The organism is Paenibacillus mucilaginosus 3016, from assembly GCF_000250655.1.
Taxonomy (GTDB): Bacteria; Bacillota; Bacilli; order Paenibacillales; family NBRC-103111; genus Paenibacillus_G; species Paenibacillus_G mucilaginosus.
In genome coordinates this window covers 296564-317023 of the sequence record NC_016935.1, presented here as the reverse complement: position 1 = coordinate 317023, position 20460 = coordinate 296564, and the positions used below count along the sequence as shown (strand labels likewise).

The 20460-nt window shown below is 61.5% G+C and carries 14 protein-coding genes; 6 read left to right on the top strand and 8 right to left on the bottom strand.

Annotation, left to right across the window (positions count from 1 at the left end; all coding sequences use genetic code 11):
• Window positions 1–29: 29 nt before the first annotated feature.
• From PM3016_RS01510 to PM3016_RS01500, 4 genes are all read right to left on the bottom strand, one after another.
• Entirely contained in the window at window positions 30–2744 is a 2715-nt protein-coding gene (locus PM3016_RS01510) for a PAS domain S-box protein (RefSeq protein ID WP_238540416.1), read from the bottom strand.
• Window positions 2741–3142, bottom strand: a complete 402-nt coding sequence (locus PM3016_RS39245; RefSeq protein WP_238540415.1) for a LytS/YhcK type 5TM receptor domain-containing protein — start codon at window positions 3140–3142, stop codon at window positions 2741–2743. The genes PM3016_RS01510 and PM3016_RS39245 overlap by 4 nt, the downstream gene beginning before the upstream one ends.
• Before the next feature lie 278 nt (window positions 3143–3420).
• Complete coding sequence (locus PM3016_RS01505) at window positions 3421–3879, bottom strand: DUF2243 domain-containing protein (RefSeq protein WP_013914109.1); 459 nt, start codon at window positions 3877–3879, stop codon at window positions 3421–3423.
• An 82-nt stretch (window positions 3880–3961) separates the two neighbouring features.
• Window positions 3962–4930 (bottom strand): TRM11 family SAM-dependent methyltransferase, encoded by a 969-nt coding sequence (locus tag PM3016_RS01500; protein ID WP_013914108.1) that lies wholly within the window; start codon window positions 4928–4930, stop codon window positions 3962–3964.
• Window positions 4931–5175: 245 nt separating this feature from the next.
• Between PM3016_RS01500 and PM3016_RS01495 the strand changes: the two genes are divergently transcribed.
• The 6 genes from PM3016_RS01495 to PM3016_RS01470 all read left to right on the top strand — a co-directional run bounded on the left by PM3016_RS01495 (window position 5176) and on the right by PM3016_RS01470 (window position 11992).
• Window positions 5176–6909 (top strand): ABC transporter substrate-binding protein, encoded by a 1734-nt coding sequence (locus PM3016_RS01495; RefSeq protein ID WP_014368196.1) that lies wholly within the window; start codon window positions 5176–5178, stop codon window positions 6907–6909.
• A 22-nt stretch (window positions 6910–6931) separates the two neighbouring features.
• Window positions 6932–7888 carry an ABC transporter permease gene (locus tag PM3016_RS01490; RefSeq protein WP_014368195.1) on the top strand — a complete coding sequence of 319 codons (957 nt, stop codon included), beginning with the start codon at window positions 6932–6934 and terminating at the stop codon, window positions 7886–7888.
• 23 nt (window positions 7889–7911) lie between these two features.
• Window positions 7912–8856 carry an oligopeptide ABC transporter permease gene (gene opp4C / locus PM3016_RS01485; RefSeq protein ID WP_014368194.1) on the top strand — a complete coding sequence of 315 codons (945 nt, stop codon included), beginning with the start codon at window positions 7912–7914 and terminating at the stop codon, window positions 8854–8856.
• A gap of 7 nt (window positions 8857–8863) precedes the next feature.
• The gene (locus PM3016_RS01480; protein ID WP_014368193.1) at window positions 8864–9889 is read left to right on the top strand and encodes an ABC transporter ATP-binding protein; all 1026 of its coding nucleotides are present in this window, start codon (window positions 8864–8866) and stop codon (window positions 9887–9889) included.
• On the top strand, window positions 9886–10902 hold the full coding sequence (locus PM3016_RS01475; RefSeq protein ID WP_014368192.1) for an ABC transporter ATP-binding protein: 1017 nt from the start codon (window positions 9886–9888) through the stop codon (window positions 10900–10902). Before PM3016_RS01480 ends, PM3016_RS01475 begins: the two co-directional genes overlap by 4 nt.
• 151 nt (window positions 10903–11053) lie before the next feature.
• A complete protein-coding gene (locus tag PM3016_RS01470) occupies window positions 11054–11992 on the top strand; it encodes an ArsR/SmtB family transcription factor (protein ID WP_014368191.1) in 939 nt (312 codons plus the stop codon).
• A 323-nt stretch (window positions 11993–12315) separates the two neighbouring features.
• On the opposite strand, the gene PM3016_RS01465 is transcribed toward PM3016_RS01470, so the two are convergent.
• From PM3016_RS01465 to PM3016_RS01450, 4 genes are all read right to left on the bottom strand, one after another.
• Window positions 12316–16404, bottom strand: coding sequence for a CBM96 family carbohydrate-binding protein (locus PM3016_RS01465; protein ID WP_041619012.1), 4089 nt, complete (start codon window positions 16402–16404; stop codon window positions 12316–12318).
• A 282-nt stretch (window positions 16405–16686) separates the two neighbouring features.
• Window positions 16687–18336, bottom strand: coding sequence for a type 2 periplasmic-binding domain-containing protein (locus tag PM3016_RS01460; RefSeq protein ID WP_238540414.1), 1650 nt, complete (start codon window positions 18334–18336; stop codon window positions 16687–16689).
• Window positions 18337–18374: 38 nt separating this feature from the next.
• The gene (locus tag PM3016_RS01455) at window positions 18375–19250 is read right to left on the bottom strand and encodes a carbohydrate ABC transporter permease (RefSeq protein WP_013914099.1); all 876 of its coding nucleotides are present in this window, start codon (window positions 19248–19250) and stop codon (window positions 18375–18377) included.
• Between the two features lie 16 nt (window positions 19251–19266).
• Window positions 19267–20238 (bottom strand): ABC transporter permease, encoded by a 972-nt coding sequence (locus PM3016_RS01450; RefSeq protein WP_013914098.1) that lies wholly within the window; start codon window positions 20236–20238, stop codon window positions 19267–19269.
• Window positions 20239–20460 lie beyond the last annotated feature (222 nt).

The following is a 20460-nucleotide window of genomic DNA, read 5'->3' as shown; positions in this document are numbered from 1 at the left end:
GCAGTCCCGCCGCCAGACCGCGCCGAAGCTTAGGATCTCCCGGTCCCTGCGGCGTCCCCGTAGGCTGCCACGCGGTTGCGGCCCTGCAGCTTCGCCCTGTAGAGCGCCTTGTCCGCCTGCCCGATGAGATCGCCGGGCTGCACCAGCGGGTGCGGAATCACGGTGGCGATCCCCGCGCTGAGGGTCACGCAGCCGCCCGCCTTGGAGGCCTTATGCGGAATGCCGGCCTGCTCTACCTTCGCCCGTACGGCTTCGGCCGCGGCACGGGCCTCCTCCACCCCGCTCCCGGGCAGCAGGATGACGAACTCCTCGCCCCCGTAACGCGCCGCCAATTGGCCGCTTCCCGCAGCCGCCGCTTCGAAGATGCCGGCTACGGCCCGCAGGCAGGCGTCGCCGCCCTGGTGCCCGTACGTATCGTTGTACGCTTTGAAGAAGTCGATGTCGCACAGGATCACCGAGAGCGGCTTGGAGCCCCTAGCCGCTTCTTCCCAGGCACGGGCATACGCCTCGTCGAAGCTGCGGCGGTTCGGAATACCCGTGAGCCCGTCGCGGCTGGACAGCTGCTGAAGCTGCCGGTTGGCCTCCTGGAGCTTGCGGTTGGTCTCCTGCAGCTTCTGCTCGGCCGCCTTGCGTTCCGAGATATCCCGGAACGAGGTGAAGATCGCCGGTTTGCCGCCGTCGAGGATCGAGGAGATCGAGACCTCCACCATCACCTCGGCACCCTGCGCGGTCAAATAAGTCAGCTCGAGATGAGGAAGAATCCCGTTCTTGTGATACAGTTCTTTGGCCAGCAGCAGCTCTTTGTCATAGTGCTTCGGATGAAGGAATCGCTCCGTCGGGCTGCCGACCACCTCGGCCGGACCGCTGAGTCCGAAGATGGCGGCGGCACGGGCGTTCGCGAACACAATCCGCCCCTCCTGGTATACGCAGACGGCATCCGGCGAGAGCTCGATAAGCTTGCGGAACCGGTCCTCCGTCTCCTTCAGCGACAATTCAGCGCGCCGGCGTTCCGTCAGGTCGAGCGCCATCACCATGGCCGATGCCTTTCCTTTGTACCGGATATCGGTTCCCTGCATAAGCACGTCGATGATCCGGCCGTCGACGCCCACGAGCTTTTCCTCCAGCAATTCTACGGGAGTGCCGTTGTCGTACATCTGCCGGGTCCGGCTCCCCACCACCTCGTGATATTCCGGATGAACGAAGTCCATAATGCTCCGGCCGATGAGCTCCTCGGGAGAGGCCGCCCCGAGCATCCGGGCCCCCGACTGGTTGATGAACACCACCTTGCCGTCCGTATGGACGGCAATCAGCTCGGGAGACAGCTCGACCAGCCGGCGGTATCGGGCCTCGCTGTTCCTCAGCTCCTCCTCGGCCCGTTTGCGGTCGGAGATATCCCGCAGCATGTTGAGCGAAGCCTTCCGTCCGCCGAGTTCGATGATCTTCGTGCTGCACTCGCACAGGATCACCTCCCCGTTCTTCGCCTTGAGGCGCCACTCGAAGGTAGCTGAGCCTTCCTCCTTCAGCAGCCGGATGATCTTGGCATACTCCGCGTTGAAATGCTCATCCCCCACACCCAGCTCCGCTCCCGTCATACCTCTAAGCTCGTTCTTCGTATACCCAAGCTTCCGGCAGGCGACATCGTTGGCTTCCAGAATGAGACCCACGGCGTTGTGAAAATCCCCGAGCAGAATCATATCGCTTGCGTTCTCGAACAAGGCTCGGAAGCGGTTCTCCGAGTCGAGAATCTGCGCCTCCGTCTTTTTGCGGCGGGTGATATCCCGGATAATGCTGCTGTAAAAGAACAGCGTCCCTGCCTGCCACCGGGTGAAGGAAATTTCAATGGGAAACGTATGCCCGTCGCGGTGCAGCCCCTCCAGCTCGAGCGTCCCGCCGGGAACCGGCTCAGCCTGGCCAGCCGCCGCCTCCTGTGCGGCAAACGACTCGAGGCACAGGTGCGGGATGATGAGCGATAAGGGCTGACCCAGCGCTTCCCGGCGCGTATAGCCGTAGATCCGTTCGGCTCCCGGATTCCACTCGAGAATCCGCATCTCGCCGTCCGCCAGAATAATGGCTTCCTGGCCTGTCTGGGACACCGCCCGGTACATGTTCTCGGCATTGATGTGCGACAGGCCGAAGGAGAAGATCGGCGCCGTCTGCTCCAGCTGGAGCAGATGCTTGCGCGAGAAGTGGTCCGCCCGGCGCGAACCCGCGTTGATTACGGCGATCACCTGCCCTTGATACAAGACCGGCAGATGGAGTGAAGAACGCATCCCCTGCGCATACAGATGCTGGTCAAGCCCGCCGGACGGCCTGCGCCGGTTCCAGTTCGGAAAGAGCAGCGGCTCCCGGCGGCGGACAATCTCCACGGACTCCGTATCGATATCCGTTACCCTGCAGGCCGTTTCGGACATCACCCCGTTGTCCCGCAGCGTGACCATCTTGTAGCCGCCGCGGTCTACGGTTAGCAGACTGCCGTAATCGCATTCCAGCAGATCGATGATCTCCTGCAGCGCCTTCCGGTGGATATCCCCGTGATCTGCGCGTTCGAATTCCTTCATCAGCGCGGCAATCGTGCGATTGACATTCAGCCGCAGAATCGTGCCCTGGATTACGGTATACACCAGCGCGGCGAAGAGCGAGCCTCCGAGCAGCAGTGAAGTATAGTACGGAAGGATGCCGTATTCCTGCGGCTGCAGGATCAGGAGCAGGGCCCCGGCCGTCACCGCTGCAAAATAAACCGTCATCGATACCCACCTGCGCAGGCAGGTGCGTATGTAATGGGCGATCCCCCGGCCCCCGCTGCGGCAAGGAACGTATAGAGGGCAGCCTGCATGGCCCCGGGATCGCCTCCCGCTTCCCAGAAGCGGAACCCCCCGATCAGCAGACCGGCCGTCAGCGCTCCGGTGAAGCCGCCGAAGTGGGCGGCCGTCATGAGGGTCAGCTGCCGGTAATCGAGCACGATATGCTCCGTCACCGGATAGCCGAAATGAATAAAGAGAATCCCGAACAGCCCTTGAAGCAGACCAACGGAGATGCGCTGCCGCACGGTCATGCGAAAGGAAGAACGCGGGAACAGAAACATGGTGATAAGTAACAGGCCGATGACCAGCACCAGATCTTCGATCAGCACTTGAAGAATCAATGGGGTCCCTCCGGAGTTTCGCTTAGTAGTAATCGTAAGTTTCGCTTAGTAATAATCGTATTCGCTTAATAGTAATCGTATTTTTTATTCGACATCATTCGCCAAATTCCTCCCTCGATTTCTAGCGGATATTCCCAAATTTGTTGCTCCGCCACACCTCGCAGGAACGGCACCGATTTCGAAAGAACAGGCTCACGCGGCATAAAAAAGGACCGCTGTCTCCCTGAGAAGACAAGCGGTCCCCGAACCTGCCGCGGGCAGGCCAAAAGCCGGATTCCTTATCTGGCTCGGCTCTGCGAGCCCCGGTAGAGCACCAGGCCGACAAGCAGCAGAAGCAGCCCCGAGGCGTCATAAGCCAGGTCATAAGCGGTCTGGTAATCCCCCGGATGCACATGATGAAGCTGCAGCACATGATGGTTGATGATGCCTTCCACGAAGTTGAACAGTCCGGCGCCGGTGAACAGGCCCGAGAGGAAAAGCTTCCTCGCGCCGGGTTCGTCTGCCCGGCCGCTGTTCCACAGAACCACCGCGCCCCAGACCATGACCACCGTCACCGCGAGATGGAAGAGGCCGTCGCTTATAATCTGATGCTGCCGGTCCGTATGCATATTGACGCTGTGCCACTGCAGCAGCTGGTGGAAGATGATCCCGTCGAGCATGCCGATCGTTCCGATCCCCAGCAGGAACGCGCCGAGCAGGGTCGGGTGATGCCGGAGATCATGCCAGAATCCGTTCATAGGGGGTACCTCCTTCGCACGTTGCGGATAGAAGCAGTTATAACCGTTTTTACCCGGAAACATACGAAATGCATCCGGCCCCTTAGAGACCGAGGTACACCTGCCTGCTGAACGAGCCCTTCCGGAGCACGGCGTGCCCCGCGATGCGGAAGCCTGCGGCGGCAATCTCCGCCCCGATCTCCTCCGTCGCGACAATGACGGCCCGCTCCGCCAGCCGCCGGGCCCCCGACAGCAGCCCCGCCTGCTCCTCGGCCGAGAGCTTCGAGCATAGGTTGTACGGCAGGTCGAGGACGGCCGCGTCGTACCTCCCCGCCACGCCCGTCATGTCGGCAAGCCGGACCGCCGATTCCGCGAAGCCGAAGTGGCGCAGGTTCGCCCGCGCTCCGCGCACGGCCAGCGGGTTGATGTCGCAGCCCTCGCTGTCGATGCCCATCGACAGCGCTTCGACCAGCACCGTGCCCATGCCGCAGCACGGGTCGATCAGCCGCCGTCCGGCCCCTTCCGGCACGGCGATGTTCACCACCGCCCGGGCGACGCGGGTGCTGAGGGCGGTGGAGTAGTTCTGCGGCTTCTGCGCATGCCGCAGCCAGTGAGCCTCGGCGCGGTGCAGGGGCCCGAGCAGCCAGCGGCCGTCCGCGCAGGCGAGGCCGAGCACGTGCTGCGGCGTGCGCATGTCCGCCCGGCCGCGGATGCGGGCGCCGGCCTGGCGCTCCAGCGCGCGCTGCCCGCCGTAGTCGGCGCCGAGCCCCGCTTCGGCGTAGACGACCTTGAACGTGCCGCCGCCGAGCTCCAGCTCCGGCAGCCGTTCGAGCAGCGCCGGCAGGCTGTCTGCCTCGAAGCGCACGTCAAGCCGCTGCTTCAGGAACGGGCTGCGCCCCGGGTCCAGCACGCGGGGCGAACGCAGCCAGCCGCCCTCGGCCGGGCAGCCGAACAGCTCGCGGAGCTCCAGCCCGCACAGCTCGAGCTCGTCCTCGTGGCAGGCATACGTATAGAGACAGGCCGCGGCTTCCGGTGAAGCCCCGCCCGGCCTGGATTCTTCTTTGACATTCATGGGTCGTTCGCTCCTTCGCATGCCGCCATTATATCATACACGGCGGCTGAAGAACCGCCGGTACGGGAATCCGCACTTGAATCCCAGCCCTGCGCATAGTTTGGTATCGAAAGAAATAAATCAGAGTTCTCCCTTTACAAAACTAATGGGCATCCCATATACTACCAGTATATTATTAAATTCTTAGTTATTCCATCTGAATTATGAGGTTCATAAATTCTTGCTAATGAACAGGAGAGATATCAGTGAAACCCCAGCCATGGAAAACCGCACTGGCCGTCATGACGGTGACCGCCCTATTGACCGGCTGCACCGCCCCGGAATCCGGCGGCACCGATGTCCCGGCCGCACAGCAGCCCGCAGGGAGCAGCGCCCAGCCGGAGATCGTCAAAGATGCCGTTATTCCGGCGTCCGACAAATCCAAATCCCCCGCCGCCGCGACGGCACGGACCGACACCGTCGTCGTTTCGCTGACGGAGCCCGGCGGCGTGTTCAACCCGTATTTTTACCAGAACGGCTACGACGGTAATGTCACCTCGGTGATGTTTTCACCGTTGGTTAATATCGACGAGAACGGCAAGCCGGTTCCCGATCTCGCCGAGAAGTGGGAGATCAGTCCCGACGGTCTTGTCTATACATACTATCTCCGCCCCAATCTCAAATTCAGTGACGGTTCTCCGCTGACCGCCGAAGACGTCGCTTTCACCCTGACCCTCCTGCATGACAAGGCCTACGACGGCGAGACCGATCTGACCGAAACCCATATCAAAGGAGGTCAAGCCTACAAGGAAGGCAAGGCGGATGCGATCGAGGGCATTCAGGTTATCGATCCCCTCACGATCCGCATCACGACAGAGAAGGTCAACGCCCGCTCACTGCTGCTCCTTGGCGGACAGCCGCTCTCGAAGGCTTATTACGGCAAGAACTACGCCCCGGGGCAGCTCGATTACCTCAAATCGCTGCACGCCAAGCCCCTGGCGACCGGCCCGTACAAATACGACCAATACATCCCCGGCCAGGAAGTGCGGTTTACCGCCAATGAACACTACTACGGGGGCAAGCCGAAGGTCGGGCATTTTATCTACAAGACGACCGAAGGGGACGCGACACAGTTCTTCCAGACCGGCGAGACGGATTACAGCTCTTTCACCGCGAATCCGGACAATCTGGATCTCCTGAAGCAGCTCGGCTATGCGAATATCAATATCTATACCTCCACGGCTTACAGCTATATCAAATTCAATCACAGCAAAGCCCCGTTCAAGGACAAACGGGTGCGCCAGGCGTTCGTCTACGGTCTTGACCGCGCGAAGACCGTCCAGGCCGCCTATCAGGGGTATGCCCAGATCGCGAACGTACCGGTATCACCGGTCTCCTGGGCCTACACGGAGGAAGGCATCAATCCTTATCCGTATGATCCCGAGAAGGCGAAGAAGCTTCTCGATGAGGCCGGCTGGAAGCCGGGAGCCGACGGGGTCCGCGAGAAGGACGGCCAGAAGCTCATTGTCCGCTACTTCACAACGAAGGGGGCGGTGAGCGATATTCTGATTCCGATCGCCAAAGAGAATTACAAGGCGCTCGGCATCCAGCTCGAATCCGAGCTGATGGACTACAATGCGCTGCTCGCCCGCACCACCAAGGGAGACCATGACCTCGCTTCCTTCTCAACGACGCTGCTTCCCGATCCTTCCGACGGAGTGAACCAGTTCTCCTCGAAGGCGGGCGGCAGCTTCACAGGCACGAACGGCTATTCCAATCCGAAGGTTGACGAGTTGATCGAGAAAGGGACCGCCACGCTCGACCTTGCGGCCCGCAAAGCGGCTTACGCCGAGCTGTACAAGGAGATCGCCGAGGATCCGCCGTTCATCTTCCTCGCCTACCGCAAGATCCTCTCGGCCCATAATGCCCGGGTGGAAGGCTTCCGGCCGAACGGCTATACCGGCCTGTCCTCCTCTCTCCCGAATCTGGAGATCAAGTAGCCGGGAAGGAGCTTGACCGCCCATGCCATCGTACCTGCTTAACCGGCTGTTCTACATTGTCGTAACGCTGCTCGGGGCCTCACTGCTTATCTTCGCCCTGTATGCCTTGACGCCCGGCGACTTCGTGGATTCGAGCCCGAAGCTGACGGAGGCTCGCAAGCTCGAGCTCAAGGCACTGTACGGGCTTGACAAGCCGCTCGTGGCGCGGTATTTCACCTGGCTCGGGCAGGCAGTGAAGGGGGACCTCGGCTTCTCGCTGCAGCACCAGAAGCCGGTCACATCACTGATTTTTCATTTTATCGGCAACTCGTTCCTGATCGCGTTCGCCTCCCTTGTGCTTACCTGGGCGGCGGCCATCGCGGTCGGTCTTCTCTCTGCGGTCCGGCAGCACTCCTGGTTCGATGCCCTCGTCACGCTGTTCGTCTTCGGAGCGATGTCGCTGCCTGCCTTCTTCATCGGCCTGCTCGCGATCAAGATCTTCGCCGTCGACCTCGGCTGGCTTCCGCCCGGAGGCATGATCACCACGGGAAGCCGCAGCACCGGACTTGCCTACGCGCTGGAGGTGGCCGACCACATGTTCCTCCCCGTCGTCGTGCTCGCGCTGCTCAGCGTCGGCTCGCTGACCCGCTACTTCCGCACGAACCTGCTGGAAGTCATCCGGCAGGATTTTGTACGGACCGCACGGGCCAAGGGCCTTAAGGAGCGCACGGTCCTCTGCAAGCACGCGCTCCGCAGCGCTCTGCTGCCGGCTATCACGCTGATGGGCTTTGAGATTCCCGCCCTCTTCGGGGGCGCCATCATTACGGAGAAAGTCTTCAATTGGCCCGGGATCGGGTCGGTCTATATGCAGGCCTTCGCGGTGAGGGATTATCCCGTCCTCATGGGATTTACGATGTTCATCGCCGCGCTGACCGTCGTCAGCAATCTGATCGCGGATCTGCTGTACCGCCTCGCCGATCCCCGGATCCGGCTCAAATAGGAAACATGAAGTAGGAGGAATCCATGGCACTGCTATTCCCTTCCGCCCCAAACAAAGCCGGCCTCCCCCCTGCGCCCGAGCCACTCTCCGTACCGGCTGCCTCCCTGTGGAGACAGTCGCTGCACCGGCTGCGGAGCAACCGTATGGCTATGCTCGGTTGCGGGTTTCTGATCTTCATCGCGCTTTTCTGTCTCCTCGGTCCGCTCTTCTCCCCTTACAGCTCCGGACTCGTCAACACGGGGCAGATCAAGGCACCGCCCAGTGCAAGTCACTGGCTCGGCACCGACCAGCTCGGACGCGATATCCTGACCCGTCTGATGCAGGCCGGCCGCATCTCGATCACCGTAGGGCTCGCTTCCATGACGCTGTCCGTCGTGATCGGTGCTGCGCTCGGGATTGCCGCCGGCTACTACCGCCGGGGTGTGGACCAGGTCGTGATGCGCACAGCCGACGTGCTCATGACCATTCCCGAGCTGCCGCTGCTCTTCATCATGGCCGCCGTGCTCTCAGAGCTGAAGGTGCCCGCCGACTACCGGCTCTACATCGTGATGCTGCTGCTCAGCCTGGTAGGCTGGCCGGGACTGGCCCGCATGGTGCGCAGTGAAGTTCTCAGCCTCCGCGAACGGCCGTTCATGCTGGCTGCGGAAGCGCTGGGCCTGCGAGACCGGCGCAAGCTCTTCAAGCACCTGCTGCCGAATATCATGCCGCTGCTGCTCGTGGCGGCTACACTGCGCGTCGGCGGTGCCATCATCGGCGAATCGACGCTGAGCTATTTCGGCCTCGGCGTCGTTCCGCCGACCCCCTCCTGGGGCAATATGATCGATGCGGCGAATTCGCTCATCGACTTCCAGCGGCGTCCATGGCTGTGGGTCCCGCCGGGATTGGCCATCTTCGTAACGGTCATTTCGATCAATCTGCTGGGCGACGGCCTCCGCGACGCGCTTGACCCCAAACGAAAAAGAAGGTGAAGCTCTGATGACAACCCGGAACGAGACAAAGAACCTGCCGCTGCGGGAAGAGCCGCCCCTGCTGGAGATCCGTCACCTCCATACCCACTTCGCCACGGAGGAAGGCATCGTCAAAGCGGTCAACGATGTAAGCCTTACCGTCCGGGAAGGCGAAACGGTGTGCATCGTCGGGGAGTCCGGCTGCGGCAAGAGCGTCACCGCTCTCTCCATTCTGCAGCTGATCCAGGGGCCTCACGGCCGCATCGCCGGCGGGGAGATCCTCTTCGGCGGCAGGGATCTGCTGCAGGCCGCTCCGAATGACATCCGGCGGATCCGCGGCAATGAAATTGCGATGATCTTCCAAGAGCCGATGACCTCGCTGCATCCGGTCCTGACGATCGGCGAGCAGCTGACGGAGCCGATCCTCGAGCACCGCCCCGTCTCCCGCAGGGCCGCACGGCTGGAGGCACTCGACCTCATCCGCCTGGTCGGCATCGCCCGGCCGGAGGCGGTCTATGCCAGCTATCCCCATGAGCTCAGCGGGGGGATGCTGCAGCGGATCATGATCGCCATGGCACTCTCCTGCCATCCGCGCCTGCTCATTGCCGATGAGCCGACAACGGCGCTCGACGTTACGATCCAGGCACAGATCCTGGACCTGCTGCGGCGCATCAAGGAGGAGCGGGGCACCTCCATCCTGCTCATCACCCATGACCTCGGGGTCGTTGCCGAAATGGCCGACCACGTAGTGGTGATGTACGCCGGCCGGATCGTAGAGCAGGCCCCTGTGCTGGAGCTGTTCCGCCATCCGCAGCACCCGTACACCCAGGGGCTGCTCCGGGCCAAGCCGGTGCTCCACCGGCGCGAGCCCCGGCTCTATACGATTCCCGGCCAGGTCCCGAGCCTGGCCGGGCTCGGAGATTTCTGCCACTTCAGCGACCGCTGCCCGCAGGCTTCGGACCTCTGCCGCAGCCGGCAGCCGGAGCTTCTGCCGATCGCGGACGGCCATGAGGCGGCCTGCTGGCTGTACGGGCGGGAGGTGAGCGCCCCATGAACCGGAGTTCCCTGCACCCGCATACCGGTGCACCGGTCGGCTCCACGGACGGCGGCAGCCTCTTGGATGTCAGAGACCTGAAGACGCACTTCCCGGTCACCGGCGGCTTCCTCGGACGCACCGTCGGCCACGTGAAGGCGGTGGATGGCCTTTCCCTCACGCTGCGGCGGGGCGAGGCGTTCGGACTCGTCGGTGAATCGGGCAGCGGCAAGAGCACAGCCGGCCGCACGATCCTCCGTCTGACGGAGAAAACGTCCGGCGGGGTGTTCTACAAAGGGAGGGATCTGTATGCCCTCCCGAAGGAAGAACTGCGGCGCCTTCGGCCGGAGCTGCAGATGATCTTCCAGGATCCGTACAGCTCGCTCAGCCCCAGGCTGCGCATCGGCGACGCGATCGGGGAAGCCCTGCTCGAGCACGGCCGGGCGACCCGGCAGGAGGTCCGCAGCCGGGTGGCGGAAGTGATGGAGCTGTGCGGCCTGCCGCCCGGCCAGATGGACCGCTACCCCCATGAATTCTCCGGGGGGCAGCGCCAGCGGATCGGCATCGCCCGGGCTATGGCGCTCCGGCCGGAGCTGCTCGTGGCCGACGAGCCGGTCTCCGCTCTGGACGTCTCCATACAAGCCCAGATCATCAACTTGTTCAGCGATCTGCGGGAGAGCCGCAGCCTGACCTACCTCTTCATCTCGCATGACCTCAGCGTGGTGGAGCATCTCTGCGACCGGGTCGGTGTCATGTACCTGGGCTCCCTCGTCGAGCTGGCCCCCCGCGACGAGCTCTTCACCCGGCCGCTGCATCCCTACACCCGGGCTCTGCTCTCCGCGGTGCCGGTGCCCGATCCGGCAGCGCGGAGGGAACGCATTGTGCTGAGAGGGGATATCCCCTCGCCGGCCGCACCGCCGCCCGGCTGCAAGTTCCACACCCGCTGCCCATACGTCATGCCCCGGTGTCGAGAGGAAGAGCCGGCCTACCGGCAGGTGGTGGAAGAGCGATTCGCAGCGTGCCATTTCGTTTGATCTCCAGCCGGCAGGGCAGGCCCCTGAGGCCGGTCGAGGCCCCTGCAGTGCGGGGCCGCTTATTGAAGGGCCTGATCTTTCCTGCTAGACTTGACCTAAGCATTTTGGGTCCCGCTCTTGGCTTCGGGCCCCCAAAGGAAGGATATCGCCCATGAGCACGCCGATCGACATCAAGTTCGCACCCACCTATGAACTGATCAACAGCCTGCACACGTACCTGTGCCGGATCTGGCACAAACGGATTGACCTCGGTGCCGATTGGCATGCAGGTGTCCGGGATCGCCTCAGCCCCGGCTTCCGGTCCCATCTCGACGCTTCGGAGCTCCGCCCCGAGTGGCGCTTCGTCTATCTTCTCGCTCACCTGTACCCGGGCCGGGGTGGACCGGCGTCCTTCCTCGACTGGCTCGAAGAGCTCTCCCCCGGAGACATGTACGAGCTGCTCGCCCCCCGGCTGCCTGCCGTCACCGGTGACCTGGCCGGGCTGCAGCAATGGCTCGCCGGGCTGCTGCGGCCCTGGTACGAGCAGTATTTCGCCGGCTTTGATCAGGACATGCTCGTCCGCCTGGAGCAAGCCGCCGGCCAGCACCGCGCGCTCCTCGGCACGCTGCCGCCGGCCGAACTCGCCGAGGAGCTGACGAACGGCCTGCGGTTCGAGGAAGACGGCGGGATCCGGCAGCTCGTACTGACGCCGCAGTACCACTTCCAGCCGGGCAACGTCTTCTATCTCTATGGAGGCGGTCTGCTGCTCTGCCAGTATCCGGCCGATCTGCATGCGCCTCAGCCCGACGATGGGCCTTCTCCTCCCCTGTACCGGACTCTGCGCAGTCTCGGCGAACGGAGCCGTCTGCGCATTCTCCGCTATGTCAGCGGCGGCCCCCGCTCGTTCACGGACATTCTCCGGCACGTCGGCCTGTCCAAGGGCATCACGCACGAGCACATCTCCAATCTGCGCTGTGCAGGCCTGCTCCGGGCCCATGTTGTCGGCGAGAACGTCACGGTCTTCAGTCTGCGGTCCTCCGCCGTCATCCGGCTGCAGGAGCAGCTTCTGTCTTATGTGGAGGGGGATGCGGACAACAGCCATGACGTCTAGATAGGGGGGCCTCTCCTCGGACGAACACAATCGGAGCCCTCGGATTACGTCTCCCTCCCCTGTCCGGCTGGGCAATCGCTTACCAGTGATTACAGGAGACAGCGCACGGCCGGCCACCGGGCCGGTCTATTCCCCGCCTTCCCAAGCTCCACGGCCGCTGCGGTCTGACCATCGGATCACCGCGCACATCCAAGCGCATTCTACAGCGCGGAATGCATCGGCATCCAAGCGGCAAAGGGCAGTCCCCGCAGGGACTGCCCTTTGCTTTCCTTATGATCCTGCCGCCTCTGAACGTCAGCGGTCCAACCCACGCTGCCTTCGCCTTACGGCTTCACCAGCGTGGCCTTGCCCCAGTTGCTGCGCTCGGTGGAGTTCGTGTTCGTGCCGTTCCACATCCACTGCCGCTTGCGGTTCTCCCCGTCCTCGCTGTCGTCGAAGCCGAGGTCGAAGAGGAACTGAAGTCCCTCCGACGCCTGCATGTTCACCGTCTCCCACGGGATCGCGGCTTCGATCACATACCCGCCGCTCCTCGCTTTGACGGCCATGTTCACGGCCTTCTGACGGCTCGTGTTGAACCAGTACCAGAACGGCTGCCCTTCGGCCGTCGGCTGGGCGCTCATGATCAGCTGCCGGTCGTTGAAGAGCGGGTCGCCCGGCGTCGTCAGGTCGCCGGGTCCGAAGAAGAGCTCCACGCCGTCCCCGCGCCATACGTTCATGTCGGTGTACTGGTTGCGCATCGGAGTCGGATCGGTGATCGACGCCGTCACGTACAGGTTCGTGTTATCCCAGGCCAAGGTATATTCGCCCGACATGCCCGCTCCGTCGGTGCCGACCACACGCTGCGCCTCATCCAGCACGAACTTCGGAGCCCCGGCCGGGAAGCCGTTTACTTCGCCGTCGATCGGCACCGGCACCGGCGTGTACGGAATCGCCATCGTGTTATTGCCGGGCTGCCGGGGAGCATCGCCGAAGTCGTAGCGGAACGGCTCCTTGCGGCCGAGCATCACGCTGTAGATGTCATGGTTCGTGGCCATGACGCCCTGCAGGAACGTCTTGTACGGGCGGTCGGCCACGTTCACGAGGCCGAAGTTATAATGCTCGCCGTCATCCGCCTCGGACCAACGGCCCGTAGCCGCCTGGTCCAGATACGTGAACCAGTGCGCCCCCACCACATACCCGAGCGAGGCCGCCCCTTCCACATAAGTCCGGTACCGCAGCTGCCGTTCATTCTGGTCGGCGACAAGAAGCGGAGAACCGAGGCCCTGCTCCATCGTGCCGAAACCGTTCTCCGTCAGGATGAGCGGCTTGCCTCCCGATTTGGCATGCACTTCACCCAGCATCGTCACATTGAGATTCTTGGCATAGTGGTTCATCGAGATAACATCCATATGGCGTCCGGCCGCTTCGGCCATGAATCCGCGCAGTTTCGCATTGTTCATCGGGATCGTGAGCCAGCGGTCGCCGAGCAGCAGATGATTCGGGTCATACTTGCGGAAGACCCGGGCAATCGTGCCGTAATACGTATCGAGATACAGCTTCACGAAATCGTCGACATCATACTGCGCCTGCTGCGAATCGACATAGAGCACAGCGTCGTTCAGCTCGGCGAAGCTGCCGTAGGTGCCGTTCCAGGCGGTATTGAACGCCTCGATCGTCCCGTACTTTTCCTGCAGCATCTGTACGAGTCTGCGTTTGGCCGCCACCACGCTGCCCTTCAGCTTCGGAATCTCCGGAGCGATCTTCTGGTAGTGGTTCTCATTGCCTAGGAAATAACCGACGATGAGCGGATTGTTCTTGTTCGGCGTCAGCACCGGCTCCAGTGCCGCTTCCAGCTTGGCCTCCGCGCCGTCCGCGAAGATATCGAAGATCTTGACACCCTCAATCTTCGCCCATTCCAGGCTGCCAAGCGGCAGGAACGGGAAGTACGGTACCTTGAACTGCTCCGACAGCGGCGTAGGCGACCAGCCTCCCGCGCTGTTGAAGCCCCACTTTTTCATCCGCGCCCAGCTGGTCTGATAGAACGCCTCCGACGTGTAGGGCGTCCCCGTCTTCTTGATATAGTTCGCAAGGTAGTAGGAGAAGTAGTCTTTGGTACCCATGAAGGCTGACTTGTACTCGGTGTTTGCGTAATCCGGCAGCCATTCGAAGATCTCTTCGCGTCCGGTCACCATCGTATACGTGTCGTTCGGCGAAATGCCGTTGATCCCTACGCTGAAGAAGGCCGTGCCCAGCGGTGTGACCAGGATCTTGCGGCCGTCCGCCGCCGTCTGAACGTTATAGTAGCCCTTGGCCTGAAGGCCATACGTCTCTTTACTGCCGACGAGTCCGCCGTAGGCATCCCAGTTCGGCGCCTGCAGTCCGTCATAGTAAGCCTTGTCTGCGGCCAGATCGGCACGGAGCTCGTCATCGGTCTTCACCTTCTCAGGGAAATCCGCCGAGTTCATCTGCCCGTACTTATCCACGACCCAATCCGCCTTCGAACGGTAGACATACGAGCGCGGCGCGCTTGCTTCCAGGCCGTTCTTTATAGCGAACGCATGAAGCGTCGTCGAGTCCTGAACGCTGATCGCTCCCGTATAAGGCCTCGCTTCCGTCTCCGCATTCAGCTTGTAGAAGATTTGAGCTCCTGACGTCGGAGTCGACAGCGTCACGGATATCGGCTGGCCGACAACGGTTCCGTGATCAGGCACGGCCAAGACCGACATGACATTCTTGTTCAGGATGACCTTGCCGATCTGCGGTGTCCAGGCTTTGACATCGCCCTTTACCTCAATCTTGAGATATCGGGTGCCTGCAGGCAGTCCCTTGGCTTCATAGACGAACATCTGCCAGTTGGAGACCGGCGCACCGCTCTTGTACGGCTGGAGCACCACTTCCGTGAATGAGGTGCCGTTCGGTGATGCATACACTTTCAGCGGATCGACCGCCACGCCCATGAAGAAATAGCTGTGGATGGCAAAGGATTGAATATCATAGGCCGTCTTGTAGGTGAGCGACCCGAGCGCCGTCGTCGAACGTGTCGCCCGCTTCAGGTCTCCGCCGAGATACTGGGCATCGGCCCCTTCGGTCCGCATATTCGTGCGGGCCATCACATGCTCGAACGTATCCAGCGGGTCCACGAGCCCCGGCAGGTTCACAGGCTCCTCTCCGGGTCCTGTCCCCGGCTGTCCCTGAACGAGCAGCAGGTAAGGCGCATTCCCCCCGGCCTCTTTGGCGTTCACATAGGCTGCCCCGTCGGTGGTGTTCACGATCCCCACACTCGCCGTGGTTTTGCCCAGAGCCTTCTGCCCTTTGATATATCCCGTAATGTCAATGGACATCCATCCGCTTGGCTCATACGGCCATACGGCTTCGCCGATCTCGGCCCCCGCGGGAGCCGGAGTGGGCAGCGGCTTCGTATTGTAGGTCATCGTCCCTTCCGACCAGCTGCTGTCCACGCCGTAGAGCTTCAGCCTCGCTGGAGCCTGGGACGAATCGTACGTCTGGCCGTACAGGTTCAGGTATACCTTCTGTGTTCCCGCATCCACCTTCGACAGGTCGAACTTCAGATAGGCTTCGCGGTTCTTGAGCGCCTTCATGAAGAGCAGCGGCTCGGTTCCCCGATTGGTATCCGGCACCGTACCATCCACATAGACGTCCTCGGTTACCGGTACGACGCGGTCCTGCGTGCCTTTGACGATATAGCGGAACGTATTCACGGCACTGGCCGAAGCCGTATTCGTCCCAAACTGTGAATAAGCTTTCAGCAAAGAGATTCCGCTCAGCCCGATCCCATCTGTATAAAGCTTTTTTGCAGGGGAGGTCCTGGGGTCGCTTCCATCGGTCGTGTAAAAAATGGACGCGCCGGCCGTGGACGAGAGTGTCAGCTTCGAACCCGCGGACACTTCTCCCGGAGGCATGCCCGGCACCACGACGGACGGTCCGTTCAGCACCACCCTGCCGATCAGGGGCGAGCGGACGATCAGCCCCCCGGTGTATTCGATCTTCAGATACACGCTGCCTGCAGGAAGCCCCTCCAGCTCATAGATGATCAGCGGGAAATACCCGCCAAGCTCGATCAGTCCGGGGGTTACCTTCGTATAGTCGGTTCCGTTCGGCGATACATAGAACAGCGGATGATCGTACGGCTTTCCCTGCGGATGGTAATACCCGTAGACCGCAAAGGACTGCAGCGGCTCCGCCGTTTTGTAGGTGATGAATTCCTTGTAAGCCGCGCTGCGCTTCACCCGGGTCGGATCGAAGCCCCCTGTGCCGGCGCTCTCGAGCGTCAGGGTCGGGGAGTGCTCATGGGTGAGGCTCCAGCTCTGAAACTCGTCGTTCAATACGGATGCGGCGGGCTCTGCCGCCTGTACCCCGCCCTGCGGGGCCCATCCCGTGAAAGTGGAGAACATCAGTGACCACAGGCACAACATCAACAAACCTCTTCGAAGATTCATCGCGCTTCCCTCCTGAATAGAGTGATGTGGAACCGCCAGAATCGAGTGCTGTTTGTCTGTCTGTTGCTCCGCAGCTGGTATGGAAGCGCCCCGGCTGCCCGGAAACGCCCCGTCTATATACGCGTCTCTACGCCAGTGATATGGACATCAAGTCGGGTGAGTAGGGGATGTTGGTGTACGAAGGAGCTGCGAATCCTGGGGGGGAGGTGGACCAAGCCCCCGCTGCTTGTCGCGGGGGCCGCCTGGAAGTCCGTGTGCTTATTTGAGGTTATGCTGTTTCTTCATGATGTCATAGATGTCTTTGGCCAAAAAGGCTTTATCGCGGTCTTTCTCATACCAGTTCAGGAACCAGTCCTCGACTTTCTTGCCGTTCCCTTTGTTCCACGTATCCTGCGCATCCTTCATGGCCTGCTCAGGTGTATACTCCTTGCCGCCCAGCACCGCCTTCACCCAGATATCGTCGATCGGCTTCGTCATGCTGTCGGAGATGACGTTGATGTCCTTGGGCAGCTGCGGCATATGCTCCGGATGGGTCAGCTCCACATAAGGCTTGGAGAGATCCAAGTAGATCGCCAGCGCCTTCTGGTAAAGCTCCAGTCCTTCCTTCTGAATCGGAACCTCGCTGTTGAAGGTGGACACGGTCTTGCCGCACTTCTCATCGAGGATGCCCGAGGAGAGCATCTGGTAATCGGCCGTCCAGTTCACTTCATTCTTCGACTTCTCCGGATCGATCGGCACCGGGCAGCCCGTCGGCCCCACCTTCCAGTGCTCGTTCTCGATGCCGTATTTCAGCGTCTTCGCCGTATCCTGCTTCACCAGGAAGTCGACGTACTTCATCACCGCCTCCGGGTGTTTGGCGGCCCGGTTAACGAAGGCCGTTGCCTGGACCGGATTCGTGAAGGCCGGATTGAATTCGCCCGCCGGGCTCTTCGGATAGGCGATCGGAGCCACTTTGGCGTCCGGCACGTTCTTCTTCAGGCCCGCCAGCTCGCCGTTGGTGAAACTCGGCCAGCTGATCTGCAGCGGATAGATGCCGATCTTGCCGTTGATAAAGTCCTGCTTGGCCTTGGCCCCGTTCTTGTCATTGAGGTAATCGCGGTCGACGATGCCTTCATCGAACAGACGCTTCTTGAACTCGGCCATGTGGCGGAAGTTCTCCCAGTTGCGGACGAGCTTGCCGTCGGTCACAACCCACCGGGTGGCCTGGAAGATCTGGTCGACGACATACCCCGACTGGAAGGAGATCGCCATGCCGTAGGTGTCCTTCTTGCCGTTGCCGTCCGGATCCTTCTCGGCGAACGCTTTCGCCACCTGGTACAGCTCTTCGGTGGTCTTCGGCGCCTGCAGGTTCAGCTTCTGCAGCCAATCCTCGCGGATCAGGATCGCATGGATCGGCACGACCTCGGAGAGGCGCGCGAACTCATAGAGCTTGCCGTCCGCCTTCATGCCGACCTTGCGGAGGGCCGGATTGTCCGCGAGCAGCTTCTTGTATTCCGTGCTGTGCTTCTCAATGAGCTCGTCGATCGGCATCATCTGCTTCTGGTCGTAGATCGGATTCTTGATATGGGGCGCATATTCGAAAATGAGATCGGGCGCGCTGGCCGAAGAGAAGAGCACGTTCAGCTTCTCCTGCGACTCCCACCGCGGCACCGCCACGAACTTCACGTTCGCCGGCCCCTTCTCGTTGATCCACTTCGTCCAGCGGTTGCTCTCTACCGTACCCTCCGCCTTCGGGACCGCCCCTTTGTCATAGATCGTGACGGAGATATCCTGCTTGGCCGGCGGCTTCGACGGATCGTCCACCGCCTCCTTCGGCTTCTGGTCGCTGTCCGTGCAGGCCGCAAGCAGCAGCCCCATGGACAGGGAGGCGATCAAGGAGGCAACAACCTTTTTACCGATACGTTTCACTTGCACAGCACCCTCTCTCTTCTATTCGCAAGCTCCGGCTACCCCTTGATCGACCCCAGCATGACGCCTTTCACGAAGTATTTCTGCAGGAAGGGATACACGATCATCATGGGGATGATCAAGACCATGACACCGGCGGCCTTGATACCCTCCGGCGTAAGATTGGCGGCATCCTCCGGCTGGACGGATACCAGCTCCTGCAGCAGCGACTGCTTTCGGATCATCTGCTGCACGAGTACGGTGAGATTATACTTGTCGGTCTCATTAATGTAAATCAGTACGCTGAGAAACGAATTCCAGAACCCCACGCCGTAGAAGAGCGTCAGCGTGGCCAGCGCCGGCAGCGACAGCGGCAGCATCATCCCGATCAGCATGCGCCACTCGCCGCAGCCGTCCATCCGGGCCGCATCTTCGAGCTCCTCCGGAATGTTCTCGAAGAACGTCCGCAGCACGAGCATGTTGTACGTATTCACCAGGGCGGGCAGCCAGAGGGCGCCGTAGTTGTTGACGAGCCCCAGCTCCTTGATGACGAGATACGTCGGGATCGTGCCGCCGGCGAACAGCATCGTGAACACCGCCGCGAGGAGGAACCACCGTCTCCCGAAGAAATACCGGCGGGAGAGCGGATAGGCCGTCAGAATGGTGCAGATCATCGAGAGGATGACCCCGACGACGGTAATGATCAGCGAGTTGCCGAAGGCCTCAACGATCCGTGTGCCCTCCCACAGCATCTGATACGATTCGAGCGTCCAGCCCACCGGCCAGAGGGTGACGCGGCCCGAGAGGACCGCATGCGAGTCGCTCAGCGACAAGGATGCCAGATGGACAAGCGGCAGCAGGCACGTCATGGCGATCAGGAACAGGATGAGATAATTAACGGTATAGAATATTTTTTCGGTGAAGGTGGATTTCATCGGCTCTGCCTCCTTTCTACCAAAGCCCTTGGTTGAACCGCCGCGCAATGGAGTTCGCGGTGAGCACGAGGATGAAGCCGACCAGGCTGTCGAAGAGCCCCATGGCCGTCGTCACGCTGAACTGCCCGCGCTGGATTCCAAAGGTGTAGATGTACGTGGAGATGACCCCCGAGACACTCGATACGGCTTCGTTCTGGAGCACCCAGACCTGGTCGAAGCCGACTTCCATAATTTTGCCGACCCCGAGGATCAGCAGCAGAATGACGGTGGACGAGATGCCGGGCAGTGTGATGTGCCAGATCTGGCGCAGCTTGCCGGCGCCGTCCATCGCTGCGGATTCGTACAGGTGCGGATCGATTGTGGTCAATGCCGCGAGATAGATGATGGCCGAGAACCCCATCTCCTTCCAGATCCCCGAACCGATGAAGACCGCGATCCAGGAGACCGGTTCGTACAGGAACGGATACGGCTCTCCGGCCAGGCTCGTGATCCAGCGGTTGATCGAGCCCGATTCGAGGGAGAAGAGCGAGAGCACGATGCCCCCCACAATGACCCACGAGAGAAAATGCGGCAGATACACCAGTGTCTGCACGATTCGCTTAAACCACATGCGCCGTGCCTCGTTCAGCAGGATTGCGAGCACGATCGGCACGGGGAATCCCACCACCAGCGACAATAAGCTGAGGAGCAGCGTATTGCGGATGATGTTCAAGGTCTGCGCCTGGCTGAACAGCAGCTCGAAGTTCGCCCAGCCCACCCAGGGGCTGCCGAACACACCGTCCGCGAAGTTGTAATCCTTGAACGCGATTACCAGGCCGCCCATCGGGACGTATTTGAATATGACATAGAACAGGACTCCGGGCAGGAACATGAGCAGCAGCGGCACGTTCTGCTTCCACTGCCTGCGCCGGCGCAGCCGCTCGCCGGAGAGTCCCGGCCGCTCTTCTGCGCCGAGGCTGCCCAGCCTTGACGTTTGTACGGATTTCATACCATCCCTCCTTCCGGGCGGCCTGCTTGCTATTCGGTGAAGCGGCTCCCAGTCGTTTCCTACAGTTCCTATCATACCTCTTCACAGTAAGCGCTTCCTTGAATATTTAGCCATAATTCTTGACTATTTTGAGCAAAGATTGGACCGCTTGTCCTCCCGGCCAGGAGAAGCTTTGCCTCTTCGGGGCGGGTACCCAAGATGAACGGCTTCGCCTTCCTCAAA

Bases quoted from the DNA above. Each gene is read 5' to 3' on its own strand.
- PM3016_RS01510 (WP_238540416.1), bottom strand. From the start codon at position 2,744: ATGACGGTTTATTTTGCAGCGGTGACGGCCGGGGCCCTGCTCCTGATC.
- PM3016_RS01505 (WP_013914109.1), bottom strand. From the start codon at position 3,879: ATGAACGGATTCTGGCATGATCTCCGGCATCACCCGACCCTGCTCGGC.
- PM3016_RS01500 (WP_013914108.1), bottom strand. From the start codon at position 4,930: ATGAATGTCAAAGAAGAATCCAGGCCGGGCGGGGCTTCACCGGAAGCC.
- PM3016_RS01490 (WP_014368195.1), top strand. From the start codon at position 6,932: ATGCCATCGTACCTGCTTAACCGGCTGTTCTACATTGTCGTAACGCTG.
- opp4C (WP_014368194.1), top strand. From the start codon at position 7,912: ATGGCACTGCTATTCCCTTCCGCCCCAAACAAAGCCGGCCTCCCCCCT.
- PM3016_RS01480 (WP_014368193.1), top strand. From the start codon at position 8,864: ATGACAACCCGGAACGAGACAAAGAACCTGCCGCTGCGGGAAGAGCCG.
- PM3016_RS01475 (WP_014368192.1), top strand. From the start codon at position 9,886: ATGAACCGGAGTTCCCTGCACCCGCATACCGGTGCACCGGTCGGCTCC.
- PM3016_RS01470 (WP_014368191.1), top strand. From the start codon at position 11,054: ATGAGCACGCCGATCGACATCAAGTTCGCACCCACCTATGAACTGATC.
- PM3016_RS01465 (WP_041619012.1), bottom strand. From the start codon at position 16,404: ATGTTGTGCCTGTGGTCACTGATGTTCTCCACTTTCACGGGATGGGCC.
- PM3016_RS01455 (WP_013914099.1), bottom strand. From the start codon at position 19,250: ATGAAATCCACCTTCACCGAAAAAATATTCTATACCGTTAATTATCTC.
- PM3016_RS01450 (WP_013914098.1), bottom strand. From the start codon at position 20,238: ATGAAATCCGTACAAACGTCAAGGCTGGGCAGCCTCGGCGCAGAAGAG.